Source organism: Paenibacillus sp. KS-LC4, assembly GCF_036894955.1.
Taxonomy (GTDB): domain Bacteria; phylum Bacillota; class Bacilli; order Paenibacillales; family Paenibacillaceae; genus Pristimantibacillus.
This window is the reverse complement of sequence record NZ_CP145905.1, coordinates 5,388,637-5,415,372: the sequence shown is the minus strand read 5'-3', so window position 1 is coordinate 5,415,372 and position 26,736 is coordinate 5,388,637. Positions and strand designations below refer to the sequence as shown.

Below are 26,736 nucleotides of genomic sequence, written 5' to 3'. Positions count from 1 at the left end.
TGTGAATAAGTGAGCCTAGGTGTCCGGGTGGGAGCTAAAAGGAAGCTTGACGTATGTTCAACCCTTTCAATCCGGTATAACAAACGAAACCGTTGTTCCTTCATTCATGCTGCTCACAATGGACAAGCCCTGACCGTATAGCTGCTGCAATCGTCGATTCGTATTAGGGATGCCAATGCCAGCCTTTGCACTCAAAGCAGCATTTTGCAATTGAGCCACCTTCTCCTGATCCATCCCCTTGCCGTTATCTTTTACTTCAATAAGGGTAAAGCCCTCCCGGCGAGTGATGGAAAGCTGAATCGTACCTCCCTCGTTGCGGCTGAGCAGGCCATGCTTAACGGCATTTTCGATCAGCGGCTGAATAGAGAGCGGGGGCAGCAGCAGGCGAATGTCAGGCTCCACCTCCCATTCAATCGACAGTCGATTCCCGAATCGCGTTTTTTCAATATATAGATAGGCTTCGACGAGCGCGAGCTCATGAGAAAGCTCTACCAATTCTCCTGTATTGAGATAATCAAAGCTAATTCGTAAAAAGGACGAGAAAGCCTGACCCAGCTTGCGCATGCTTTCCGTATCCATTTCACTTAATGCCATTAATGAATTAAGGGTGTTGAATAGGAAATGGGGCTGAATTTGCGCTTGCAAATAGGCGGCCTCCATACGAAGACGCTCATTAATGGATTGCTTCAGTGCGATCAAAGCTCTGATCCGATATTTTAACTCTAAGGCATCTACGGGCTTCGTCACGTAGTCGCTTGCTCCCGCCGAAAATCCGGTGTAAATATCGGCTTGCTGGCTGCGTGCGGTTAGAAGCAATACGGGCAGCTCCGACATGGAATACGTCTCTCTTACTTTCTGCGTTAATTCGTAGCCAGACATTTGTGGCATCATGACGTCAGCGATAAGCAAATCCCACTGCCTTGTCCCAAGCAATTCCAGTGCTTCACGTCCGGAACGGGCGGTTGTCATGGTATACGGTTCGGTCGAAAGAATGCTCGCGAGAACATTCAGATTGATTGGATCGTCGTCAACGGCAAGAATATGGGCGAACTCTTCCTTCAGCAGCGGCGCGAGTGTGGCAGCAGCCTCTATTTCCCCTGGGAAATGATGGGGCAGCAGGAGGCCGGCGGGCGTCTCCTCCATGCTTGCTGATGACTGTCCAGTAGTTTTTGGGAGCTGAGCTAGCGAAAGCTTAGCCTCATCTGCCAACGGCAGATTAAAGCTGAATACAGAGCCTTTGCCCAATTCAGAGCGAACCGTCAATGCTCCGCCGTGCAGCTCGACAAGCTGCTTACAAATGCTTAAGCCCAGCCCAATCCCTTGGCCGTTGCTTGTTCCAAAAGAGCCTTGCTCATAAGGGAGAAAAATCTTCTCCTGCATTTCTTTATCTATACCGAGTCCTGTATCGGAAATATGAATAATCGCTTGCTTGTCCCTCACTTCGGCTGAGATGACAATGCTTCCTTCCTCGGTATACTTGAGGGCATTATGCAGCAGGTTATATAAAATTTGAACGAGCCTTTTCTCATCAGCCATAACGAAGGGTAGCGATTCGGATATATTCATGTACAGGTCAATTGGCTTGTGCTCCTTCATGAATTGCAGCATCGCGATAACACCTGGTGCGATAGCCTGAATGCTCAAGGGCTCCCGCTGCAAAACAATGCGTTGTTCCTGAAGCCTAGCAATATCGAGAAGATCGCCAAGCAGATGCGACATTCGCCTGCTGATCGTAATGAGGAGCTGCATATCCTCAAGACTGCTTTTCGCAAGCCTAGTCTTCTCTTTGGTGACAACATTATAAGCAATATTCATAATACCGTGCAGCGGCGTACGGAGCTCATGAGACGTATTGGCCAAAAATTGGTCTTTAATTTTATCCGATTTTTGCAGCTGCTTGTTCAAAGCTCTATTTTCCATCGCATTTCGAAAATACTTTTTAAACCAATAGGCCGAAAAGCCGATAATGGCAAAAATAATGTCGATGGGATAGAAGACGGTAGTAACATCTCTAGCATTTTCAGCAAGACTCCATAATAGGTTGGAAAGGATTCCTGCTGCGGACAGCAACAAGAAAATGATGTCATTGTCTTTATTTTTTTGCAAAATCATTGTTCCAATTATGTATATAAACCAAGCGAAGGAGATGACATTTATCATATTCAATATATTGAAATGAATAAGCGCATAAATCATATGGGCTGGTGAGCACAGAACAATGACGGAAATAGCAATAATCGCTGCAATATGTGCCCGGAACCATTTTTCTCGCAGCGGGGCAGCATTAAAGCTTTTGAACAACAGAAGCAGGAACACATTTTGCCACAGCAGAGAGATCAGTCTAATCTTGATTGCCCATGTGTAGTTGATCGGCAGCCATAATAAGAGTATATTATCGTGACCAACTAGAATCGTAATGCCCACGGATAACGTTAGCAGTGCTGCCATTAGCAATGTTTTCTCTTGCGGACTGAATAGGTAGAGAATGCAAGCATATAAGCAGTGAAGCAGCAGAATAAAAAAAATGAACATCTGGAATCCAATCGAGTACCAGCGTACATAATCAATCGTGGCCGCAGTGCCAAAGCGAATCGGCATTACAATACCGCCCTTATAAGGGCTGTCAAAATTGGCTGCACGAATGATCAATTCAAGCTCTGTCGCTCCTTCAATGTCATAAGTAGCGGTGAAAGAGACGTTTTTCGGAGTATATTCATATGCTGTGTCGGCAAGCTTGCCCATGCCACCAGTACTTTTTCCGCTAATTGCAATTTCTGATGCCGCCTGAATTTGTTTGAACCAGAACGAAACAGGTGTCTGAAGCGGATCGATCAAAATACGAAGTCGATACGTTCCATACCCATAAGAGTTGTTTGAATGATGCGGCAGTACGCTCCCCCAGTCGCCTGGAACGGTAACGTGGCTTGCTGGCGATGTCGTCTCTTTAAGCTGATCCTCCGTTAGAAAATGTTCAGCATAAAACTGCCATTCCCCATCTAAATAGAGTACAGGGGAGTTTTCCAGATTGATGCCGCGCAGATCAAGTACGCCGCCAACGGCATGGGGCTGCTGGTCTGCTAAGGGGAAAACGACAGACCACGCCCATCTCATCCCAACTAATACTGCAAAAATCAATAGCATGATCGCAATATATTTAAAACGGGTTAAATATTTTGCCTGCATGACGTTCATCAATTTTGTCATAAATGAATAAAACCTCTTCTAACCGTTCTTTATTGTTAAGTCTTTACATTATTATAGCACAGCCCCCGCCGTTCTCTTACTTGGCCGCTAGAGGATAGAGAGGAAAGAGGGGGAGGAGCTCAGTATGTGCGAAAAAACAACGCCCCTTGGAATGAGCATTGATGACCTATGAAGGCTCACCAGTTCTATTCTAGGAGGCGTTTTTTTGAAATTATAGAAAAGGATATCTTAATGTAAAATGTCAGCTTTGCCGCCAAAGGACGGCTTCATTTGTTTCCGCCTGTGGCGTTTAAAAGGGCGGTGTCTTCCTTTGTAATCTCTAGCGTACCGGTATCATCAAATAGAGGCAACGTTTCGCCTGCGAATGCTTGCAGCAGCCGCTCGATAATGCGTGTGCCCCACAATTGTTCGTTTTGCGATAGCGACGCTGTAATTTGCCCATTGTGAATGGCTTCTTGGATTTCCGGCATCATGCCGAAGGTTAGGGAATAACGGTTTAGACCCTGCGCTTTCCAGACGAGCACCGAGGCGGAGCCGGAGAGGGCATCCATCGATACGAGCGCGTCAAAATGCGGGTGGTCGTCAATCATTTTTTCCAGCTGCGCCAAAGCTCGGGTTTCGCTGCCTTCGTTATACTGCACTTCGAGCACTTGAATGTCGGTCTGCTCGTTAATATAGGTTAGCATGCCGTCTAGGCGCTCGCTTAAGCTTTTCATCCGCGTCATCCCGTTCTCGACAACAACCATTCCCCGCCCGCCTAGCAGCTCGGACAGCATATGTCCCATCTGGGCGCCCGCAGCCGCATGATCTGTTCCGATAAATGCAGCGCGCTTGCTGCTCGGTGAATCGGATTCGAAGCAAATGACCGTAATGCCCGCCTGAACGGCTTTGTTAATGACGGGCACGAGCGCTTCCGCATCAATCGGATCAAGCGCTATGCCGTCTACCTGCGAGGCAATCATCGTCTCCATCATGCGGATTTGCTGCTCCAAATTTGCTTCATCCGGCGCTTTCACAATAAGCTGCACGCCGCGCAGAGCCGCTGCTGCTTTAGCGGATTCCGTCACCGTCTCATAATACGGATGCGCCATCGGGTATATAATGCCAAAGGTGGCGATGTTGGGTGCTGCTGCTGTAGCAGTTGATGCATAAGGGGAGGAGGCTGGCGAGCCGCTATCCCAACTGCTCGATGAGTCGGTGCGGGCATTGTCCGCTGCTTGATCATTAGTGCAGCCTGTCATAAGCAAGGTGAGCGCCAGCAGAGCTGTAAGCAAAGCAGCGAGCAAAGCTCTCTGTCGTAGAGCGGCCCGTTTATGGAAGAACATTGCCGCTCGTGCTGGCATGGTGATACACTCCTCCTGCAGCAGGCGAGCTGCTATCTTGCTCTTGCTGCTTGCGAAACTGCGTTGTTGTCATGCCCGTTACCCGCTTGAACAAATTAGAAAAATAATGCGCGTCATTATAGCCGACTTGATGGGCGATTTCATACGACTTTGCATTCGATGCCTGTAGCAGCTCCATCGCTTTGCGGATGCGCGTGTGGGTCAGAAATTCAATAAAGGTTTGGCCCGTTTCTTGGCTGAACACTTTGCTAAGATGGCTGGGGCTGACGCGCACATGCTCTGCCGCATCATTCAGCGACAAATGATCATCGCCATAATGCTTTAAAATATAGTCCTTTACCTGGTTCAGCATTTCGGCGTACTTATCCGCGGCGCCTGCGCGCCATTGCCAGAACTGCGACAGCAGTGCTTGGAGATAGCAGCAGGCATCCTCTTGGCTGCGGACCTCGCTCATTGCCAATTGCAGCTTATCCAGTTGCTCCTTCGGCATATCTGGATTACGCTGAATGGATTTGGCAATATGAACAGCTTCAATCGTCAGATCATTAAGCAAATAATAGCCGTAAAAGGCACCACGCCAGTCCAACTGCTGAAACCCAGCGGCGAAGCTGGCGATGAAAGCCTCCGTCTTGGCGGGCGTGCCCAGCTTGAGAAAATCAATGAAGCGCTGGCGCTGGGCGACCACCGATTGCTCGGATAAGCCGGAGGCGGCATCGCGCAGCGCCTTGCGGTTTTGTCCGGAGAGCCTGCGCCAATGCTTATCATCCTCCGCCTCCAAAAAGGAGGAGTGGATACCTTGCAGGCGATCCTGAATGCTGCCGATGCCGACAGCTATCGTGCAGCCGGCACTCCGCTCCGCCTGCTCCTTCCAGCTGGAGGCGAAGCGCGCCAGCACCTCTTGCAGCTGCGGCAGCGATTCGCTCTTGAGCAGCCAGATCGTTTCCGTCTGGCTGCGCTTATAGGAGAGCGCTCCCGGCAGGAGGGAGCCGATCGCTTCGTGCAGCAGCAGCTCTGTCTGCTGCTGGGTCGCTAAATCAACGCTGACGGAGCCTTCCGTGCAGCGAATGTCTGAGATGGCGGCTGCGTAATAGCTTGCCGTCAGTCCAATCGAAAGCGAGCCGGCCTGATGGAGGGCTTCCGCTGTTGTAATAAAGCCGCTGCATAAATCGCTGAGCAGCTTATGCCTCAGCTGTTCTGCGCTTCCGCCCTGAGCGAGCTGCTTCTTCTCCAGCAGCTCGCGCTCGTAGCGCTCGCGGTCAATGCTGCGGCTGACGTCATGCAGCGTCTTTACGATATCGGCAGCACTGACCGGCTTGAGGCAATATTCTTCTACCCCGACTCGCAGTGCCGCGCGGGCATATTCAAATTCGTCATGCCCGCTTAGAATAATGATTTTGATATCCGGCATCCGTTCGCGGACGATGGCGCTCAGCTCCAATCCATCCATAAACGGCATCTTAATATCGGTGATGAGGATATCTGGCTGGCGCTGCTCAATAAGCGGCAGCGCCAGCTCGCCATCGGAGGCGTCCCCGCAAAATATAAAGCCCTCTTGCTCCCAATTGATACAGTCCCGAATGCTTTCCCTGACTAGAATCTCGTCGTCAACGAGCATAACCTTTTTCATTCGGCTTCATCCTCTCCATTGGAATGCGGATCGTAACCTTTGTTCCAAGCTGGTCTTCGCTTTCTACGATAACGGTATAGGCTTCCCCGTAATAGAGGCGCAGCCGCTGCTGGACGTTATGGAGGCCGAAGCCGCCGGATACCTCCGAGCCCGTTTCCTCAGGTATATGCTGCATGCGGAGAGCCTCGCGCAGCTCGGCAAGTCGCTCTGGCTTCATGCCGATGCCATTGTCTTCAATGATTAAATATAAGTCCGAATCTTGGCTGGCATAAGCATTTATGCGGATTAAACCTTTACCGCGTTTATTTTTAATACCGTGATATAAGGCATTTTCAACAATGGGCTGGAGCGTCATTTTCAAAATCGGCAAATCCTTCAGCTCCTCCGGCACATCCAACTCATAGTCCAATATGTCGCGGTAGCGCATCTGCTGAATGATCAAGTAGCTTTGTACATGCTCCAGCTCATCCTTGAGGGCGATCCAGTCCCTGCCTCGATTGAGGCTGATGCGGAAAAAGCGCGACAGCGCCTGCACCAGCTGGATAACCTGCCCGCTGCGCCCGGCTTCGGCCATCCAAACGATGGAATCGAGCGTATTATAGAGAAAATGCGGATTAATTTGCGCTTGCAGCGTCCGCAGCTCGGCCTTCTGCAGATGCTCCTGCTCCTCGATGCTTTGCTTGAGCAGCCTCTTGATTTTCTCCAGCATAATGTTGAAGCTGTTGCCTAAATCGGCAATTTCGTCATGGCCGCTGGGCTGCACCTTAACCTCGAGAAAACCGCCGGCTGCGAGCCGCATCTTGCTCTTCAGCAGCTGAATCGGCCGCGTCAGGCGGGCTGTAATGAAATAATGCAGCGTAATCGCAAACACGATGCTGAGCAGCACGCTAATAATGATCAGTTGGCGAATATCATTCGCCTCGGCAACAATTTCCTGCAGCGGCACGGAGCCGACGATTTTCCAGCCTGTAGTGGACGAGGTTGTGAAGGCGACGAACTTCGGCCTGCCGACGCTGTAATCCACATAGCTGTTTTGCTCTAAGGCGAGCTGTGAGCTGAGATCAGCAGGCGGCTGTACCTTCGCTGCGCTCGTCATGGCCGAGGGGAGGAAGATGGGATTGCCTGCTTGGTCGAGCACATATACGTAGCCGCTCTTGCCAAGCGTAATATTTTCACAGTAACGCTCAATAATCGAATCATCCAAATCAATGACGATAAAGCCGATTACCTCGTGGGTAATTTGCTGCTTGACCGTTGCCATGATCGATATGACGTTATTCTGTGAATAATAAAAGCCATCGAGACGGTCAAGCGGCGAGGCGTCCGGCGGTGGAATATTCAATACCTCATCCGGATGGTTAAGCAAATATTGAAAATGCGGGTTGCGCAGCGGATTCCTGTCCAGCTGGAACACGCCCTTGCGCTCGCTTAAGCCTCGTCCATAAAGATTGACGACCGTAATGTTGAGTACGCTTTCATATTTATACGTTTCCCGGTACAAATTCATCGTTTGAATAATAGCTTTAGCATCCTCATACGTATCCGTTTGCGAAAATAAATAATGCAGCACCTGCGGGTTGTTTTCCAGCTCCAGCAGCCTGCCCGTATCCTCAAGCAGCGCATCAATGTCATTGCCAAGCTGGCCTACGACGAGCATCGTCGCTGCTTTGCTGTGATCAGATACCGCATTGTACGATTTCTGATAGGAGATGAGGCCAACCGCGATTAGCGGAACGGAGGTCAGAATAATGAACATCAGCAGCAGCTTGGCTCGAAGGCTTGAGAAAATCCAGCGCATCAGCTTCATAGGTTTATAGGAACCTTTCAAATTTAGAAATGAATACGGTTTCAAAACTATCCAACCTTCACTATATCAAATTGCTCGTAACCTCGCTACGTACAAATGTTCGATTGGCGAAATTTCCACCTTTCGCACAAAAAAACAAACCATTTGTTGCTCATGCTGGAAAATTACCCAAAAAATCAAATCGAACGGCTATCGGACTCCGTATCCTGACCATTTGTAAGCGTTTTATAATGAGGGCACGCCAAAAGTTGGTGAATGACAGGGGAGGTAATATAAAGATGAAAAAAGCAGGAAAACTAGGCATGTCGCTACTGATGGCGACGATGCTGCTCGTCACATCCGCTTGCGGAAGCGGCAATAGCGGAACGGCAGGTGCAGGCAATACTGGAGGGACAAGCGCTCCGGCAGCGGCAAGCAGTGAGCCGGCAGCAGCGCCAGCAGACAAAAAAGTAACGCTCGGCTTCGCACAGGTTGGTGCGGAAAGCGGCTGGCGTACAGCGAATACAAACTCGATTAAGGAATCAGCAGCAGCAGCGGGTTACGATTTGAAGTTTTCCGATGCTCAGCAAAAACAAGAAAACCAAATTAAAGCGATTCGTTCCTACATTCAGCAAAAGGTAGACGTTATCGCATTTTCTCCGGTCGTAGAATCTGGCTGGGATACAGTATTAAAAGAAGCGAAGGATGCGGGCATTCCGGTCATCTTGACAGACCGCGCTGTTGATTCGGCAGATACTTCGCTGTACCAAACGTTTATTGGCTCCGACTTCGTAGAAGAAGGCCGCCGTGCTGGACAATGGCTCGTTGATAAATACAAGGATTCGACTGAAGAAATCAACATTGTCGAGCTGCAAGGCACAACAGGCTCGGCACCAGCGATTGATCGCAAAACAGGCTTCGAGGAAATCATCAAGGGCAATGCCAACCTGAAGGTTATCGCTTCGCAAACAGGCGATTTTACCCGTGCTAAAGGCAATGAGGTTATGCAATCTTTCTTGAAAGCAAACAAAAAGATCGACGTTCTTTATGCTCATAATGATGACATGGCGCTTGGCGCGATTCAAGCGATTGAAGCAGCTGGCCTCAAGCCGGGCGAAGACATTATCATTATTTCCATTGATGGCGTTAAAGACGGTTTTGTTGCAGCAAGCGAAGGCAAAATCAACTTTATCGTAGAATGCAATCCGCTGCTCGGACCACAATTGATGCAGGCAGTACAGGATGTGCTGGACGGCAAAACAATTGAGAAGCGTATCGTAACAGAGGAAGGCGTCTTTACTTCAGAGCAAGCGAAGGCTGCCCTGCCTGACCGGAAATACTAGCAGCAGCGCAGAAGCCAGCGAAGGAAGCCGCGTAAGGCTGGTCGACGTACCAGGCGGACGGCTTCCTTTTTTTCATTGCATAGGCAAAATTCAAAACCAAAGGGGAGAAGAAGATGGAGCGGGAACGCGAACCTATCCTGCAAATGAGCAATATTCATAAAGGCTTTCCGGGCGTAAAAGCTTTATCCGGCGTCAATTTTCGCCTCTTTCCCGGCGAGATTCATGCGCTGATGGGCGAAAACGGGGCAGGAAAGTCCACCTTGATTAAGGTGCTGACAGGTGTTTACTCCATTGATCAAGGCACGGTAGAGCTTGCGCGGCAGCGTATGGCCATCGACAGCCCTCAGTCGGCGCAAACGGCTGGCATTAGTACGGTTTATCAGGAAGTGAATCTATGTCCGAATTTGTCAGTTGCTGAAAATATTTTTATCGGCCGCGAGCCGCGGCGTTTTGGCCGTATTTTATGGAAAGAGATGAACGCGGCAGCCGAAGAGCTGCTGTTTACCCGCTTACAAATTCGTTTGGATGTAAAGCTGCCGTTATCGGCCTATTCTGTTGCGATTCAGCAGCTTGTTGCTATTGGGCGGGCGCTGAATATTTCGGCGAAGGTGCTCATTTTGGATGAGCCGACGTCGAGTCTTGACCGCAATGAAGTGAAGCAGCTGTTTGAGGTGATGAACAAGCTAAAGGCTGAAGGGCTGGCCATTTTGTTCGTCACGCATTTTCTGGATCAGGTGTATGAGGTGTCCGATCGAATAACCATTCTCCGTGGTGGAGAATTTGTAGGGGAGTATTTGGCGAAGGAGCTTCCCCGGATAGAGCTCGTATCGAAAATGATCGGCAAGGAGCTGGAGCAGCTCGATGCGCTGCCGCGTGAGAAGGAGGCAGCACCCGCTGCTGAGCATTCGAAGGATTTGGTAATCGACGCGAAGGCTCTGGGCCGCAAAGGGGCCATTGAGCCGTTCGACCTGACGATTCGCAAGGGCGAGGTTGTTGGTCTTGCTGGCTTGCTTGGCTCAGGAAGGACGGAGCTTGCGCGGCTATTCTTTGGCGCAGATCGGCCAGATCATGGCACGCTGCGGGTGAATGGCGTGAAGGAGGGCATCGCTGCTCCTCGCGAGGCGATTGATCAGGGCATTGCCTTCTGCTCGGAAAACCGCAAAACAGAAGGCATTATCGACGAGCTGACGATTCGTGAAAATATGATTCTTGCCCTGCAGGCGACGCGCGGCTGGTTTCGCGCCATTCCCCGCAAGCGCCAGGATGAGTTTGCTGACGAATATATTAAGGCGCTCAATATTAATCCGCCTAACCCGGAGCAGCTGATTAAGAACCTTAGCGGCGGCAATCAGCAGAAGGTTATTCTTGGACGCTGGCTGCTGACTCAGCCGAAGCTGCTCATCCTTGATGAGCCGACGCGCGGCATTGACGTTGGCGCAAAGGCGGAAATCCAGAAGCTTGTGCTGAAGCTGTCGGGTGAAGGCATGTCGGTGTTGTTCGTCTCCTCGGAGCTGGAGGAGGTGCTGCGGGTTAGCGACAGAATCGCGGTGCTGCGAGACCATGTAGTAGTCAAGGAAATAGCAGAAGATGAAATGAGCCAGCAGCAGCTTATGCAGGCCATGGCAGGGGAGTGAGCAAGCATGGTGAAACATCATTTATTTTGGCCGCTGGTCATGCTGGGGGCGCTGTTATTATTTAATTTGCTTTATGAGCCGGATTTTTTCTCCATTCAAATGCGTGCCGGCAAGCTGTACGGCAGCTTAATTGATATTTTGAATTTTGGCGCGCCGCTTATTCTCGTCGCCATCGGCATGACGCTCGTTATTGCCACGAAGGGCATCGACCTGTCGGTCGGCTCAATCGTAGCTATTGCAGGCGCCATGGCCTGTATGTTTCTAAGCCAAGGTACGGATCAGAACCTGCTGAGCCTCGTGCTCAGCGCAATCGGTATTGCCTTAGTGCTGGCGCTTGTGCTGGGCTTATGGAATGGCATGCTTGTGGCGGTGTTCGGTATTCAGCCGATTATTGCCACGCTCATTCTAATGGTTGCTGGGCGCGGTGTTGCCCAGCTCATTACAGGCGGGCAGATTATTACCGTATCCAGCAGCTCCTATAAGTTCATCGGCGCAGGCTCGCTGCTCACGCTGCCCTTCTCCATCTTTATCGCTGGCGGAGTGCTGCTGATTGCAATCCTGCTGACGCGCAAAACCGCCCTCGGCCTGTTCATCGAGTCCGTTGGCTGCAACCCGGAAGCGAGCCGTCTGGCTGGCATTCGCTCGCGAGTCGTCATGATCGCCGTTTATGTGTTTTGCGGCTTATGTGCGGGCATCGCCGGCTTGCTGCTCAGCGCAAATGTATCCAGCGCTGACGGCAACAACGCCGGGCTGTGGTATGAGCTTGACGCGATTCTTGCCGTCGTAATCGGGGGCACCTCGCTCAACGGCGGACGCTTTTATTTGCTCGGCACGGTCGTCGGCGCGCTCATCATTCAGACGCTGACGACGACGATCTATATGATCGGCGTTCCGCCAGAAATAACGCTCGTAGTTAAAGCGTTCGTCGTACTGCTCGTCTGCCTTATTCAGTCGGAGACGTTCCGCAAGACACTCGCACATCGCTTTAAGACACGCCGCTATCCGGCAGAGAGTGAGGTTAAACGCCATGCTTAAACGGCAGTATATCCCAATCGTGGTGACGGCCGCGCTGCTTGCTTTGATGTTCGCGGCAGGCTCGTTCCGCTACACTGGCTTTTTCTCGCTGCAGGTGCTGCTCAATCTGCTCATTGACAACGCCTTTCTTATTATCGTCGCGGTCGGCATGACCTTCGTTATCGTTTCCGGCGGCATTGACCTATCGGTCGGCTCGGTCATTGCGCTGACGACGATGATTTCGGCAAGCCTCGTTCAGGAGCAAGGCTGGCCGCCTGCTGTCGTCATTCCGCTTGTGCTCGTGCTAGGTGCAGCCTTCGGCTGGGTCATGGGAGCGATCATCCATTATTTTAAAATCCAGCCGTTCATCGTCACGCTCGCCGGCATGTTTTTGGCTCGGGGGCTGTGCTACGTCATTAGCATCAATACGATTACGATTGATCACCCGTTTTATACGAGCATGGCGCAGACGAAAATCAATTTGCCGGGCGGCTTTTTCATCTCCATCAGCGTCATTATCGCCTTGGTTGTAGTAGCCGCAGCGATTTATTTGGCCCATTATACCCGCTTCGGACGCAACACGTATGCGCTTGGCGGCAGTGAATCCTCCGCGCTGCTGATGGGACTGCCTGTCGCTCGCACGAAAATTCTCGTCTATACCTTTAGCGGACTTTGCTCTGCGCTTGCGGGCGTCGTCTTTACGTTCTATATGCTGTCAGGCTACGGCTTGCATGCGGTCGGACTGGAGCTGGATGCCATTGCCGCGGTCGTCATTGGTGGTACACTGCTGACAGGCGGCGTCGGCTATATTCTCGGAACCTTTTTCGGCGTATTGATTCAAGGGGTTATCCAAACCATTATTAGCTTTGAAGGCACGCTCAGCTCCTGGTGGACTAAGATCGTCATCGGCCTGCTGCTGCTGCTGTTCATCGTCCTGCAGCGTCTGCTCAGTGCAAGGCGGCAAATGCAGAAAGCTTAATAGATTGCGGCTTAGGGGTGCAGCACAACGATTCGACGTTGTTCGCGGCACCCCCTGAGTCGTTACGACGATGACAATTTTCCCTGTATCCATTACAATACGATCAATAGGCTGGAAGGGCATAGACGCTTTTACTGGCTGAACCGGAGGGAAGCGCTATGCGAAGACAAGCTGTATTTGTAAAAATGATTTATGCAATCGCTTTCTTGATGCTGCTGAGCAGTTGCCAGCTTACCACCTCTGCTCCTTCATCATCGGGAATAGACCCAGCTCTGCACAACGATTCGGGTGTAGGAATGGGCATGATAGCAGGAGACGGAACGCTGCCCGAAGCAACAGGAACCGAGCTGCTGCAGCCAGTGAGGCCGATCGTTCTTGGTTTCTCCCAGCTCGGCTCAGAGAGCGAATGGCGAATGGCCAACACCAATTCGGTCAAAGACGCGGCAAAAGAGGCTGGAATCGAGCTCTTGTTCGATAATGCGGAGCAATCACAGGAGAAGCAGTTTGAGGCGATTCGATCTTTCATTAGGCAGAAGGTTGACGTCATTGCCGTCGCTCCGGTTGTGCATTCGGGCTGGGATGAGATTTTAACCGAGGTGAAGCAGGCGGGCATTCCACTCATTATAGCCGATCGTTCAGTCGATGTGGGCGATTCCTCGCTTTATGTGACGCATATTGGGGCGGACTTATATGAGGAAGGGCGCAAGGCGGGCAAATATTTGGTCGATAAAATGCGGAATGCTGTGAAGACCATCCAAATTGTCGAGCTGCGAGGAACGGAAGGCGCATCGCCCTCCATCCAGCGCGGACAGGGCTTTCGGGATATTGTGCTGAAGCAGCCGAACTATAAAGTCTTGGCCAGCGTCGATGCTGATTTTACGTTTGAACGAGGCAAGGAAGTGATGGGCAAGCTCCTTAAGCAATATGGCAGCGAAATGGACGTATTGTTTGCCCATAACGACGATATGGCTCTTGGTGCAATTGAAGCGATAGAGGAATATGGACTGCGGCCGGGCGTGGATATTGTCATTATTTCAGTGGATGGTACGCGTCGGGCGTTCATGAAGCTGGCGGAGGGCAAAATCAACTGCATTGTCGAGTGCAATCCGCTGCTTGGCCCGAACATGATGCAGGCGGTGCAGGAGCTCGTTGCCGGGCGCACGCTGCCGAAGCGAATTGTGCCGCAGGAAAGCGTCTATACGGAGCAAATGGCGAAGAAGGAAATCCCGTTTCGGAAGTACTAAATACACCGCACAAGGCAGTTCCCGTCAGCGTAGAAGCTGCATGGAAACTGCCTTGTGTCGTTTTACTATATGGTTTTGGTAGAAGCGAGGAACAGCGTTACATGCAGGATCGGAATAACCCGGTTATCCAGCCTGAAAGCTTGGTGGAAAATGTCCTTCTCTGAAGAATCCGGCACACGCTCAATGTCTGTTTCTTCAATGGAGGCCGTATTTTCGATATCATCGACCAGCAGTGCTACTTTGGCTTGCCTGAGCAAAATAATTTTTTGATAGCTGTCTGGAGCTTGTCCAAACAAATTAAATTTTTTGCGCAAGTTAATAATGGTGTAGAGGCCGCCGCGAATGTTGGCCACGCCACCATGCCACGGCTCGGCGAAAGGAAGCGGTGTTCCTTCTATGGCTGCTTGAATCTCATCAATTTCCGAAAAATGGACAGCAAAAGGCTTGTTGGCCACGTTGAAAATAATAAAGTCGCTCATTAGAGATGGTCTCCTTGCCGTGTTTGGTATGCTTCGAGCAATTTCTATCTCCATTATATTATATCGTTCGACACGCTGCATATAGCTTTCATAATAATGATTTGACATTGCAAGTTAGTTGTAACTATAATAGTTACATTAAGTGAATGGCTTTTTAGCTAATAAACCTTATTTAAGCTCAGGAGGAATAGACAATGAAAATAGCAGTTATTGGCGCGACAGGTAAAGCGGGTAGCTTGATTATTCAGGAGGCTGAAGCAAGAGGGCATGAGGTGACGGCCATCGTCAGAACGGCATCGAAGTTTGCACAAGCTAATGCAGCTGTATTGGAGAAGGATGCCTTCAAGCTTACAGCTGAGGATGTGAAAGCCTTTGACATCGTAGTCAACGCATTCGGCGCACCGCAAGGCGAGGAAACGAAGCATGTGGAGCTGGGCAAAGTGCTGATTAAAGCGCTCCAGGGCGCACCGGAAACTCGTTTGATCGTAGTTGGCGGAGCTGGCAGCCTGTATGTGGATGAAGCAAAGAAGACGCGTTTGTTCGAAACGGAGCATTTCCCTAAAGAATATTATGCAACAGCCTTCAACCAAGGCAGCAACTTGAATGACCTTCAAGGCTCGACTGGCATCAAATGGACATTTGTTAGCCCGGCTGCTTTTTTCAACCCGGACGGCAAACGTACAGGCTCTTACACGAAAGGCAAGGACAATTTCTTCTTTAATGCAAAAGGCGACAGCTACATCAGCTATGCCGACTATGCCATTGCCATTGTGGACGAGGCGGAGCAAGCGAACCATGTGAATGAGCGCTTTGCTGTCGTATCGGAAGCGGAGTAAGCAATAGGCGATATAATCAAAAATAACCGACAAGGGCAAGATTCATCTCATCATGAATCTTGCCCTTGTTAACGTTCTAGTGGCTTGCAGGTAGGGTGTTCTGTCGACGTACTAAGCAAGCTGAACTCGTTTGCCGTTCGTTGATGAAGGCAGCAGCGAATAAACGTTTTGCAGGAAAAAGACGCTTGGGCTAAGCTTGAAGCTGGAGCCTTTGAACGTGCAGCGATCATAGTTGAAATGCAGGGACGATATGGTAATGGTGCAGTTGTTGAAGGTGCAGCCGATGTAGTGGTTGCCATCTAAAAGTATTTCTTCCCCATCAAAGCGTTTGTTTATAATATATTCCATGCTATATTCCTCCTCGAATTGTGTATTGAATTACTTGTATTTACCCGAGCAAACAAATATGAAACAGACATTAAATGACATCAATAATGTGCAATGATTTTCAATGATTAACGGACAGCTTTTTTATTTGATGAAAAAGGAGCCTGTCCGATTGTGCGGCGTGCGCTCTTGCACACCGGGCACAGCTGGGCGTGAACGGGCCAGCGACGCATTCATTTCCCCGCCTAATATAATGATATGAGACGTAAGGAATAACCAGACCAGCAAAATAATAATGCCGCCAATACTTCCATAGGTTTTGGAGTAGCTGCCGAAATGATTCATATAAAACTGGAACAGCATCGAGGCTGCTACCCAGCCGAAGGTTGCAAACAGCACACCGGGAATTACCTCCCGCAGCCGCAGCTTGCGGTTAGGAGCGATCCAATATAGCATTGTAAATACGATAAGCATAGCAGTGAGCGGAATTATATATTTCAGCAAATTCCATACCCACTCGCTCTCACTTGGCACATGAAGCAGGTCGAACAAGTAGCTGCTGATGGTCTTGCCGAATACAAGCATAAGCATGACGAGCGTAATGACAAGGCCGAGCACCAGCGTGGCGATCAGCGCAATGCCGCGGATTTTCCAGAAGGGGCGGCTCTCCTGCTCCTCATACGCGGTATTCAGAGCTTTAATAATCGCATTCATGCCACTTGATGCCGACCAGATCGTCGCGAGCATCCCAAGCGACAGCAATGCCCCATTGCTGCCCTGCGTAATTTCTTCAAGCACCTGGCTGATCACCGCGCCGGTCTCTTCAGGGAGCAGGCGAATGAGCTCAGGCGCGAGGCTGTCCCCCGATAACTGCACGAAGCCAAGCAGGCTGACAACGAACAGCAGAAAGGGGAAAAAGGACAAAATCAAATAAAAAGTCAGCTGAGCCGCGACACCCGGCACATCATCATCGCGGAAACGGACATACATATCGTGGAAAAAGTGCATCGTCTTTGATTTAGGAGCCATGAGCAGCTGCCTCCGTTCAGGAACTATTTTTCAACTAAGTTATTTATATATAGCCATCCATCTAGTCAGGTTCATCCGCAGCACTCACAGTTGCCCATGTCTTTGCTTATGCTTACCCAATCAGGAGGCAGCTTAAGCGAAATGAAGCGCATGCTGTTCAATTCGCAGCAGGCACAACTTTTTCCAAATGATTGTCGTCTATAGCATAATTGGATGGAAAGGAAGTGAGAGTTTGGAGGTTTATTTGAAGGCGAGCGTCGTTATCGCACTGCTGCTGGGGGTCGGCCTGCTGTTTATCGCTTCGTCGAAGAAGCGCCGTGGCCAAGATATGCACATGAGCGAGCGTCGAAAAACGCTGCTACGCATCGGTGTCAGCATTGTATTATTCACAACGCTGCTGATCGTGTTCGGCTTATTGTCCTATAATGCGGAGGAAGTGCATCAGATGGGGCATTGAATATTGAAAACGTTTGCAAATAATAATATACTTTGATAAAGCGGCAGAAGAGAGAGGGGTAAGGCATGAGGCTTCGTCATCCGTTTTTTTATCGAACGCTCCGCTTTAAACTATTATTCGGCTTTCTGCTGCTCGTCATTCCGATTGTTTCCTTCATGATCTACAACAACTTGTATGCGATTAATGTCGTACGCAATCAGGTGGCCCAATCCAATAAAAATTTGATCAGCCTCTATATGGGGCAAATTGATCGCAATTTGGAGGATGTGGAGAAATATCTATTTAATATTGCGGCGATGGAGACCGGCCTGCTAGTGCTGGAGCAGCCGCGCGAGCAAAATCCCGACAGCTATTTGTTCGAGAAGATCCAGCTTAGAAATCAACTGAGTAATGAATTGCCCAATTATAAGTGGATGGATATGTTCTTCATTTATTCGCCGAGGAACGATGATTTAATGAGCGTTTTTGGCGTTGCTCCTGATTATGTCACCCGTACGGAAATGGAGAAGGACATTGTAGATAATATAAAGCTTGCTAAGAAGCCGCTGCAAAAGGACTGGTTCGTTCAGCATATGGCAGATAGTGATTATTTGGTCAATGTTATTCAGTACGGCGACATTTATATTGGCGCAATGGGAAACGTCGATCAGCTCATGGTTCCACTGCATTTAATTGATTTGGGTGAAAAGGGCCGGGCCTTTCTGACGGATGACCGTATGAAGCCTATTATAGATACGCCGCTGGATAGCGAAATCATTATTGAGCCAAGCAGCAGCGACAATGAAGGCTACCAGCTCACGGGAAGAAACGACCAATTTATCGCTGTCGGCGAGCGCTCCTCGCGAGGCCGCTTTGGACTGGTCGCCCTCATTCCTGACAGCGTCGTGCTGGAGAAGCTTCCTTTCTTGCGCAGCATCGTCTCGCTTATTTCCTTTGGGGCGATTATTATTTTGCCGATCATCCTGCTGCTGCTGCGCAAGCTGGTGCTTGTCCCGGTCAATCGCATTATTATGGCGATGCGCCGCATCGAAGCTGGCAATATGGATATGCGGATCACGAAGCCGTCCTCGACATTTGAATTTGAGGTGATGAACGAGTCGTTTAACCGCATGATTACGCAAATTCAGGAGCTCAAGGTTAATGTGCTGGAGGAGCAGCTGAATTACAAAAAAGCGCAGCTTAAGCATTTGCAGCTGCAAATCAATCCGCATTTTTTCCTTAATTCCCTTAACATTGTTTATAATTTGGCTCAGGTGAAGGACTATCATCTCATTCAGGAAATGACCCATTGCCTGGTGCAATATTTCCGATTTATGTTCCGCAGCAACCTTTCGTTCGTGTCTCTGTCTGATGAGCTTGCCCATACGATGAATTATTTACGCATTCAGGAAATGCGTTTTCCGGGCGATCTGACCTTTGCTTTCCATACGGACGAGAGTCTCGGAAAAATACCGATTCCACCATTAGTTATTCAAACGTTCGTGGAGAATACGATTAAGCATGCGGTAAATACGGATACTCAGGTTCACATTGGGGTTACTGCCCAAGCACATAATGAAGATACCCTATATGTCCGCATTGAGGATAACGGGGAAGGTTTTCCGCCGCAGGTGCTGGCGCTGCTCCAGCGCGATATGGAGCTGAACAACGAAGAGGGCGATCATATTGGTATTCAGAATGTGAAGCAGCGGCTGGGGCTGCTATATCATGATGCAGCCCGGATGGCGCTTAGCGGCAGCTCTGGTCTTGGAGCAGTCGTGGAGCTGTGGCTGCCGATGCAGCCAGAAGAGACGGGGGGACGACGAGAATGAGACAGCTGTTAATTGTCGATGATGAGCGGCATGCGGTGCGGGGCATTAAAGCAGGCGTCGAATGGGAGTCGCTCGGCATTTCAGTCGTGCATGAGGCATACAATATCCGAACCGCCAAGGAAATTATGAGCGACAGCAAAATAGATGTGCTTATTTGTGATATCGAAATGCCGCAGGGCAACGGCTTCGAGCTGCTGGACTGGGTGAAAATTCATTTTCCCCAGACGGAGGCGATGTTCCTTACCTGCCATGCGGATTTCTCCTATGCGCAGAAGGCGATTCAGCTTGGCAGCTGCGACTATATGCTCAAGCCCGTTCGTTACCCTGAGCTGGCGAGCACCGTCAAGCGCGCGCTGGACAAACTTGCGAAAGCCGATCTCGACCGCGAGAAGCTGCAATTCGCAGACATGTACGAGTATTATTACCGGCTATGGGAATCGTACCAGCCGATGTTCATGGAACGCTTCTGGCAGGACCTGCTAAGCCGCTCCATTCCTTCAACCAAGGAGGGCGTTCGCGAAGCACTGGCGAAGCATAACATTGCCTACGAGGAGCTGCCGCACTATAAGCCGGTGCTCATTAGCGTCCAGCGCTGGCATAAGGAGCTGACGCTGCGCGAGGAGAAGATTATGGAATATGCGCTGCGTAATTCCTTTGAAGAGATGATTCTAGCGAAGTCCGGGCTTGGCAGAATCATTCAAGTGCGCAGCGGGGCGCTGCTTGCGCTGCTGCCTATTCGCGAGGAGGATGGCGAGCAGTTGCATGAACAGATCGATTCGTACATCGAGGCATGCAATCGTTATTTTTTCTGCGACTTGTGCTGTTATATGGGCAATGCGGTGCCCGTGGAGGAAATATGCGAGATGTACGAGCAGCTTGCCGAGCTGGAGTCGCATAATGTGACCCGCTCAAATGAACGGCTTTGCCTAACTAATGACAGCGTTAGTCCAGATGTCGCGCCGCTTCCGGTAATGAGCGGCTGGGCAGAGATGCTGAAGCTTGGCTGCGGAAAAGAAATGCTTGAGGAAATCGAAAAGTATTTGGACAGCGTCAAGCATACGGGTCAAGCCGATGCCCGCTGGCTGCGCAGCTTCTATGAGGATTTTCTGCAAATGGTGCATCAGGTGCTGCATGCGAAGGGACTGCGGGCGCATCAGGTGTTCTCCGCCATGGTGCTGATGAAGCGAGCGGATGCCGTCACCCGTTCCATCACCGATTTGTCGGAGTGGGTAGGGGTGCTGATCAAGGAGGTCAGCGGCAATCTGAACGTTGTAGACGAGACACAGACCGTTGTAGATAAGGTGAAGCATTATATTGCCAAGCATATGAGCGAGGATTTATCGCGTGAGGATATTGCCGGCCATGTGTGCTTGCATCCGGATTATTTGGCCCGGTTGTTCAAGAAGGATACGGGACTTACGATTTCAGAATATGTGCTGCAAGAGCGGGTAGCTCTCGCCAAGCAAATGCTGGCGAAGACGGAGCTGGCGATTACGAGCATTGCCTACGAGCTGGGCTACGGCAACTATTCGCATTTTTCAAAAATGTTCAAAAAAGCGACATCAGTCGGCCCGCAGGAATATCGCAAGCTTCAGCAATGCGGGCAGGCCAAGGACAATTAAATTTGTATAACAGAGCTTTGCTCCTCCGTATTAGCCCTTCAGTTCCTCAAGTGTGAGACGACTTGGCAGACAGCTGGCCATCGCCCGTCCGCTCGGAAATGAAGGGCTTATTTTGATGCCCTAGTATTGCTTTTTTTCCAGTATTCAACTATAAATAGATCAGACTCAGGGCGGAGGTGCGGTTGGCTTTGCAGGTGATGCTTAAAATCTTACGTCGATTCTCCGAATACAAGCTGCTGGGCAGCGTGTTCTTATTCACATTATTATTAGAAGTAGCTTATTCAGTGGCTGCCCCCCTCAGCCTAAAGTATTTGGTGGACGAGGCCTTTACGCCGCGCGATATTCACATGTTTATTATTATATTGCTTATCCTGCTTGTTGGCGGGCTATTGAATGTCATTGCCGGCTGGGTATCGGATTATTCATTAGGCAGGCTGGCTGGAGAGGTCATACGCAAGCTGAGAACGGAGCTGTTTGCTCAAATTCAGCTGCAGTCACTGCCTTTCTACGAGCGTTATAGGGTCGGCGATTTAGTGACCCGCTTCTCGGCTGATATGGGCTCCATTGAACGGGCTATTCGAGGCTCCAGCCCGATGCTGCTCAAGGAGCTGCTCGCCGTAGCGCTAGGACTCGTGATGCTGTTTGCGCTGGAATGGAAGCTGACGCTTGCGATGCTGGCGGGCTCGGTGCTCATGTTCGTGCTGCCACAGCTTGTGCAGAAGCGCTCGGAGCAGGCAAATCGGGAGTACAAGGAGGCGCAGGAGCGCTTCTCCAATCTAATTGATGAGATGGCCAAGGGACAGAAAACGATTCGAGGCCTGCATCAGCAAAGCCGGTTCCGAACACGGGGCGATAACAAAATTACAGCCCTGTTTACGAGCGGGATGAAGCTTCATATGAGCAATTCCTTGATGGAGCGGCTGCCTTTGACGGCGTTGCTGCTGCTTAACGGCATTATGATGGGCTTCGGCGGTTATTTGATTTTTCACGATGCTATGACGGTCGGCGGCTTTATTGCCTTCTTTACCTTGTTTATGAGCGTTGGACAGTCAGGCTCGAATTTGGCTTTTCTCATTCCGAATTTAATAGAATCGAACGTCAGCTTCCAGCGCATCGAGGAAATATTGGCGTGTAAACCGGATTTGCCGGAGGCAGAGCATGCACAGCCTTTACCGGAAACAAGCCTGTCCCTGCGTATGGAGCAGGTCACCTTCGGCTACAAGGAGGGTGCTCCGCAGCTGAAGGACGTTAGCCTAGAGGTCGAAGCAGGCAGCTATGTCGCTTTCGTTGGCCCAAGCGGATCTGGCAAAAGCACCGCGCTTCAGCTGCTGTCGCGTTTCTATGACCCCCAGCAGGGAAGCATATTCATGCAAGATTTACCGCTGCAAAATATTAGCGAGTCCTCGCTGCGAGCGCGTGCGGCGCTCGTATCGCAGGATACGTTTCTATTTCATATGAGCATTCGGGAAAACCTGCTGCTGGGCAGCGCTATTGAGGAAGCGGACATGATCACAGCTGCTAAGCAGGCCGGCATCCATGAGGTCATAGCAAGCTGGCCGGAAGGCTATGATACTTGGATTCATCATGAAGGCGGCTCCTTGTCAGGAGGAGAGCGGCAGCGTATTGCGATTGCACGTGCGCTGCTTCGCAGGCCGCAGCTGCTGCTGCTTGATGAAGTAACATCAGCGCTGGACCCGGCAGCTGAGGCGGATATTAACGACCTTATTGGACAATTAAAGGGCAGCCGAACGATTGTTTCAGTTACCCACCGACTCTCCTCTGTCGTTAATGCGGATCGGATTTATGTATTTCAGGGCGGGCAAATCGTAGAGAGCGGTTCTCATCAGCAGCTGCTCGGGGAACAAGGGCTTTACAGCAGCCTGTGGGAAAAGCAGCATGGCTTCTATGTGTCAGGAGACGGGCGGCATGCGGCTGTAAAAGGCGAATGGCTGGCGAGGCTGCCGTTTTTCACCGGCATAGAGCCTGGGCTTCTGGAAGGTGTGGCGGAATTATTCACCTCCGAGGCGTGCAGGGAAGGCGAGGAGGTCGTGCGTGAAGGCGAGGAGGGCGATAAATTTTATATTATCGTTCGCGGCATTTTTGAAATTTGGAAGGCGCTTGCTGGTGAGGCAAATAAAAAGGTGGCGGTATTGCAGGATGGTGACCATTTCGGTGAAATTGCGCTGCTGCGAAACATTCCGCGTACGGCGACGGTGAAGGCGGCTGGTCCCGGCGTCGTGCTGTCGATGCGCCGCGAAGCCTTCCAACGGTTAACGAAGGAGCATCCGCAACTGCTGCATACATTAGAGCAAACACTGGAGCAAAGAATGTAGAGCATGTTCGGAGAGGGGAATCGAGTTGGCAAAGGCCTATTTTAAACGGTGTGAAAATGATGAGGAATATGCAAAAGCCAGCTTGTTTCTATTGAAGCATAGGCGCGATTTGCATCCCGCCTATACGACAATGGATACGTTGACGCTGCTGTATTCTTATTTAACGGAGGGCCAGCTTGTGGTGGCGCTGAATGAGCAGCATCAGGTTATCGCTATTACGGCTTATTATTGTGGGACGCCGGAGCAGGATTTTCAGGATAAGGAAATTGCTTTTGTTGATATGGTCATTGTGGAGCATATACATCGGGGAACCCGCTTGTTTGCAGAAGGGTTGGGCTTTCTAGTCCATCATGTGATGGCGAGCCACCCAGAGGTCAAGGAGCTGCGTCTTGCAGCCTTATCGGAAAATAAACAGCTTTGCCGGATGTATGGCAAATTTATAGAGGAAAAATATAAGCGCGAGGGAGCGCTTGGAGAAGAGACCGTTTTTGGCGGCGATATTAGAAAAATTGGTACTATGCTAAGAAAAACCAATCCAGTATAATCATTTTTGTAGGAAAAATGTTCTAAGAATGGAGGCGGACTAATGATTCCACCAATCGGATTTGGCAACAAGGATACGAGCAAAAAAGGCAGCGGCTTTGGCAAAATTGTTAAGGTTAATGAAGCATTGAGAGCCCAAGCGAACTAATGCCGTTTATTTTTCGCCCCTGTGCGCTTGAAATGGATGAAGAAGCGTATGCTGCATTTCTGATTCAGCATCATGCTGAACTGAATTTGCCGTATGCCTTCCCGATGAAGCTAAGCTTTATGGGAGGGCCGCTTATTTTGGGCAAAGGCCTGCTGCTTTTTAGTGAGGAGCCTTACGAAATCGTTGGAGCCGCGGGCTTCGTCTGCGGGACGGGCGAGCATGATTACGAGGATCAGCATATTTGCCAGATCGAGATTGCTTTTATCCGTAAGGAATATCGTAGTACCAGGCTGTTTGCAAACGGCTTGAATGCGCTCATTGAATTGATGAAGAAAACAAGCCCCGGCGTTCAGCAGGTGCAGTTCTGGGTAAGGGCGGATGATTGTCAGCTTGATAGGCTGCTGTCCAAATTTACACGGCTGCCAGGCGCATCGAGGTCATCTGTGAATCAGCTCACTCTTTACAAAATCCCCTATAGCGAGCTTGAAGGCTACGTTCAGAAACTAGCAGCTTAGGCGCGCACCTAACCTTTAGAAATAATGGTTATCCGTATTTATAACTTTCCCAACCAGCTAGTATTTCAAGTAGCAAGCTTCGGATTATTAAGTGCCTGTATACGCATTGCCCTGCAAAGGAGGTGAGCAAATGATTCCACCAATCGGATTTGGCAACAAGGATACGAACAAAAAAGGCAGCGGTTTCGGCAAAATCGTTCAAACAAATGAAGCCTTGAGAGTACAAGGAGTAAAAGCGTAAAGGTTGTCATCCTGTTTGACTAAAGAGGCTTGAGAAGGCTAGAAATTGAATTTTCGATTTATATCTGGCTTCATGATGAACTGAATTCACCCAATATTCCCCTTGGAGCTGAGCTTCATGGGGAATATTTGTTTTTTCCAAATAACTAATGATCTGGAGGAGGGGGTCATCGTGACTGAGGAAGAAGTATTAAAGGGCGGGAATGTTAATCGTATTATTCGAAAGGAAAACATGGTTCTCCGACCTACTGGTTATTGGAGTCCTCGTGTTCATGAACTGCTAGAGCATTTAGAGAAGTTAGGCTTTGAGGGGGCGCCAAGATTTCTCGGAATCGACGAATTTGATCGTGAAAGATTAACATTCATTTCAGGTGTATCACCAGGTAACGATTACCCTGAACTTGAACCTTACATGTGGTCGGATGATACGCTTGTGGGTCTAGCGAGTCTTTTACGGCGTTTCCATGATGCGACTGCGGGTTCCAAGCTTATAACAAAGAGCAGCTGGCAGCTTAGTTATATGGATGAGCGTGAGCACGAAGTGATCTGTCATAATGACGCAGCGCTTTACAATGTGGTCTTTCAGGAGGGGACTCCTGTGGCTCTGATTGATTTTGACATGGCAGGTCCCGGTCCGCGCATGTGGGACATTGCGTATTCTCTTTACACAACCGTTCCGCTTGCAAGCTTTGCACCAGACCATGCCTCGGGAAAGACGGTAGAGTATCAATCGAATTTACATTCGGCTGAGCGCCGTCGGCGAATTCAGTTGTTTTTTGATTCGTATGGAACGCCCATCCCTAATGAGCTTTGCAAATGGATTATTCAACGATTGGAGACAATGTGCGATACATTAAGAAAGGGTGCTGCCGAGGGAAATCTTGCCTTTAAGAAAATGGTTGATGAAGGTCACTTGGCCCACTATGAGAGCGAGATTCAATTTGTAACCAATCATTTCGATGATTGGTTATAGCATTAAAGAGTATGCTAGCAAGGTCAAGCTAACAAGATCAAGCTAGCGTTATGTCAATAAACCAGCTTCATTCTTGAACGTATTTTCCAGTTCAGGAATGAGGCTGGTTTTTTTTATATTGGAGCCAGTCTCGTGCTTATTATTCGTCCCCCTCTTCAAGATGTCGGAAGATGACAACGAAGAAGTCGGTTTAGTCGTAGTGTGCTTGCCCGCAAAAAACTAAGATAAGGATACAAGAAGTGAAGGGGGAACCGCGATGGCGACGACGGCAAGCACAGTGACAGCAAAACCAGCGGAGCAGCAGACGGAAGTAAGACGGGCGAAAAATCCCGTGTTGAAAAAGCTGAAGCGTTACGCACCATTATTCATTATGATTATTCCCGGAGTCATCTATTTGTTCATCAACAACTATTTGCCGATGCTGGGTTTGATTATCGCCTTCAAGGACGTTAACTTTGCCAAAGGCATTCTCGCCAGTGATTGGATCGGTCTTAAAAACTTTGAATACTTATTCAAAACCGAAGATGCTTGGATCATCACCCGCAATACGCTGTTGTACAACATAGCCTTTATCATCTTAAATTTAGTTATAGCGGTAGGCATTGCAATACTGCTCAATGAGGTTAAGAAAAAAGTGGCTGCCCGCTTTTATCAAAGCATTGTACTCATTCCTTATCTGATCTCCATGGTTATCGTCGGTTATTTAGTACTGGCTATGCTGAGTGGCGAGACTGGCTTCATCAATAAGCAGATTCTTCCGTTCTTTGGAATTGACCCGATTTCCTGGTATAGCGAGCCTAAATATTGGCCCTTCATTCTAGTCATCGTTAACATATGGAAAAATGTCGGCTACCTCTGCATTATCTATCTGGCAGCAATCATCGGCATTGATCCGGAATATTATGAAGCCGCTACCATTGACGGAGCTGGTAAATGGCGGCAAATTACACAAATTACGATTCCGCTTATCGCTCCCGTTATTACAATCATGACATTGCTGCAAATTGGACGTATTTTCTACTCGGATTTTGGTCTATTCTATCAAGTACCGCTGAATACGGGCGAGCTGCTCTCAACGACGAACGTCGTAGATACGTATGTTTACCGGGCACTTATTAATCTCGGGGATATCGGAATGTCCTCTGCTGCCGGCTTGTATCAATCCGTTGTTGGCTTTGTACTCGTAATACTGTCTAACTACATTGTAAGTAAACGAAACCGCGACAATGCGCTGTTCTAGGAGGTTAGG

21 protein-coding genes are annotated in these 26,736 nt (G+C 49.7%); 14 read left to right on the top strand and 7 right to left on the bottom strand.

Annotated features, from left to right (window positions below; genetic code table 11):
• Positions 1-66: 66 nt before the first annotated feature.
• The 4 genes from V5J77_RS22900 to V5J77_RS22885 form a co-directional block, all read right to left on the bottom strand.
• On the bottom strand, positions 67-3,204 hold the full coding sequence (locus V5J77_RS22900; RefSeq protein WP_338553148.1) for an ATP-binding protein: 3,138 nt from the start codon (positions 3,202-3,204) through the stop codon (positions 67-69).
• A 266-nt stretch (positions 3,205-3,470) separates the two neighbouring features.
• Positions 3,471-4,547, bottom strand: a complete 1,077-nt coding sequence (locus V5J77_RS22895) for a substrate-binding domain-containing protein (RefSeq protein WP_338553147.1) — start codon at positions 4,545-4,547, stop codon at positions 3,471-3,473.
• Positions 4,516-6,174: a response regulator gene (locus V5J77_RS22890; RefSeq protein ID WP_338553146.1), complete on the bottom strand. Its 1,659-nt coding sequence runs from the start codon at positions 6,172-6,174 to the stop codon at positions 4,516-4,518. Before V5J77_RS22890 ends, V5J77_RS22895 begins: the two co-directional genes overlap by 32 nt.
• Positions 6,152-7,981 (bottom strand): sensor histidine kinase, encoded by a 1,830-nt coding sequence (locus V5J77_RS22885; RefSeq protein ID WP_338553145.1) that lies wholly within the window; start codon positions 7,979-7,981, stop codon positions 6,152-6,154. The genes V5J77_RS22890 and V5J77_RS22885 overlap by 23 nt, the downstream gene beginning before the upstream one ends.
• Before the next feature lie 278 nt (positions 7,982-8,259).
• Here V5J77_RS22885 and V5J77_RS22880 point away from each other — a divergent pair, with 278 nt between their 5' ends.
• From V5J77_RS22880 to V5J77_RS22860, 5 genes are all read left to right on the top strand, one after another.
• The gene (locus tag V5J77_RS22880; protein WP_338553144.1) at positions 8,260-9,303 is read left to right on the top strand and encodes an ABC transporter substrate-binding protein; all 1,044 of its coding nucleotides are present in this window, start codon (positions 8,260-8,262) and stop codon (positions 9,301-9,303) included.
• A 113-nt stretch (positions 9,304-9,416) separates the two neighbouring features.
• Positions 9,417-10,937 carry a sugar ABC transporter ATP-binding protein gene (locus V5J77_RS22875; RefSeq protein WP_338553143.1) on the top strand — a complete coding sequence of 507 codons (1,521 nt, stop codon included), beginning with the start codon at positions 9,417-9,419 and terminating at the stop codon, positions 10,935-10,937.
• 6 nt (positions 10,938-10,943) lie between these two features.
• Positions 10,944-11,972: an ABC transporter permease gene (locus V5J77_RS22870; protein ID WP_338553142.1), complete on the top strand. Its 1,029-nt coding sequence runs from the start codon at positions 10,944-10,946 to the stop codon at positions 11,970-11,972.
• The gene (gene yjfF / locus V5J77_RS22865) at positions 11,965-12,930 is read left to right on the top strand and encodes a galactofuranose ABC transporter, permease protein YjfF (RefSeq protein WP_338553141.1); all 966 of its coding nucleotides are present in this window, start codon (positions 11,965-11,967) and stop codon (positions 12,928-12,930) included. The genes V5J77_RS22870 and yjfF overlap by 8 nt, the downstream gene beginning before the upstream one ends.
• Before the next feature lie 158 nt (positions 12,931-13,088).
• Positions 13,089-14,174 carry an ABC transporter substrate-binding protein gene (locus tag V5J77_RS22860; protein WP_338553140.1) on the top strand — a complete coding sequence of 362 codons (1,086 nt, stop codon included), beginning with the start codon at positions 13,089-13,091 and terminating at the stop codon, positions 14,172-14,174.
• A gap of 65 nt (positions 14,175-14,239) precedes the next feature.
• On the opposite strand, the gene V5J77_RS22855 is transcribed toward V5J77_RS22860, so the two are convergent.
• Positions 14,240-14,653 carry a chemotaxis protein CheW gene (locus V5J77_RS22855; protein ID WP_338553139.1) on the bottom strand — a complete coding sequence of 138 codons (414 nt, stop codon included), beginning with the start codon at positions 14,651-14,653 and terminating at the stop codon, positions 14,240-14,242.
• Positions 14,654-14,847: 194 nt separating this feature from the next.
• On the opposite strand from V5J77_RS22855, the gene V5J77_RS22850 reads away from it, so the two are divergent.
• The gene (locus V5J77_RS22850) at positions 14,848-15,489 is read left to right on the top strand and encodes an NAD(P)-dependent oxidoreductase (RefSeq protein WP_338553138.1); all 642 of its coding nucleotides are present in this window, start codon (positions 14,848-14,850) and stop codon (positions 15,487-15,489) included.
• A gap of 111 nt (positions 15,490-15,600) precedes the next feature.
• On the opposite strand, the gene V5J77_RS22845 is transcribed toward V5J77_RS22850, so the two are convergent.
• Both V5J77_RS22845 and V5J77_RS22840 read right to left on the bottom strand, forming a co-directional pair.
• The gene (locus V5J77_RS22845; RefSeq protein ID WP_338553137.1) at positions 15,601-15,837 is read right to left on the bottom strand and encodes a hypothetical protein; all 237 of its coding nucleotides are present in this window, start codon (positions 15,835-15,837) and stop codon (positions 15,601-15,603) included.
• A 123-nt stretch (positions 15,838-15,960) separates the two neighbouring features.
• The gene (locus tag V5J77_RS22840) at positions 15,961-16,845 is read right to left on the bottom strand and encodes a YihY/virulence factor BrkB family protein (RefSeq protein WP_338553136.1); all 885 of its coding nucleotides are present in this window, start codon (positions 16,843-16,845) and stop codon (positions 15,961-15,963) included.
• Between the two features lie 232 nt (positions 16,846-17,077).
• Between V5J77_RS22840 and V5J77_RS22835 the strand changes: the two genes are divergently transcribed.
• From V5J77_RS22835 to V5J77_RS22800, 8 genes are all read left to right on the top strand, one after another.
• Positions 17,078-17,302 carry a hypothetical protein gene (locus tag V5J77_RS22835; RefSeq protein ID WP_338553135.1) on the top strand — a complete coding sequence of 75 codons (225 nt, stop codon included), beginning with the start codon at positions 17,078-17,080 and terminating at the stop codon, positions 17,300-17,302.
• A 65-nt stretch (positions 17,303-17,367) separates the two neighbouring features.
• On the top strand, positions 17,368-19,113 hold the full coding sequence (locus V5J77_RS22830; protein ID WP_338553134.1) for a histidine kinase: 1,746 nt from the start codon (positions 17,368-17,370) through the stop codon (positions 19,111-19,113).
• Positions 19,110-20,735, top strand: a complete 1,626-nt coding sequence (locus tag V5J77_RS22825; protein WP_338553133.1) for a helix-turn-helix domain-containing protein — start codon at positions 19,110-19,112, stop codon at positions 20,733-20,735. The genes V5J77_RS22830 and V5J77_RS22825 overlap by 4 nt, the downstream gene beginning before the upstream one ends.
• A gap of 182 nt (positions 20,736-20,917) precedes the next feature.
• Entirely contained in the window at positions 20,918-23,068 is a 2,151-nt protein-coding gene (locus tag V5J77_RS22820; RefSeq protein ID WP_338553132.1) for an ABC transporter transmembrane domain-containing protein, read from the top strand.
• A gap of 25 nt (positions 23,069-23,093) precedes the next feature.
• On the top strand, positions 23,094-23,612 hold the full coding sequence (locus V5J77_RS22815; protein WP_338553131.1) for a hypothetical protein: 519 nt from the start codon (positions 23,094-23,096) through the stop codon (positions 23,610-23,612).
• A gap of 146 nt (positions 23,613-23,758) precedes the next feature.
• Positions 23,759-24,274, top strand: coding sequence for a hypothetical protein (locus V5J77_RS22810; protein WP_338553130.1), 516 nt, complete (start codon positions 23,759-23,761; stop codon positions 24,272-24,274).
• A 412-nt stretch (positions 24,275-24,686) separates the two neighbouring features.
• Positions 24,687-25,487: an aminoglycoside phosphotransferase family protein gene (locus V5J77_RS22805; RefSeq protein ID WP_338553129.1), complete on the top strand. Its 801-nt coding sequence runs from the start codon at positions 24,687-24,689 to the stop codon at positions 25,485-25,487.
• Between the two features lie 256 nt (positions 25,488-25,743).
• Entirely contained in the window at positions 25,744-26,727 is a 984-nt protein-coding gene (locus tag V5J77_RS22800) for an ABC transporter permease subunit (RefSeq protein WP_338553128.1), read from the top strand.
• The last annotated feature ends 9 nt before the right edge of the window (positions 26,728-26,736 follow it).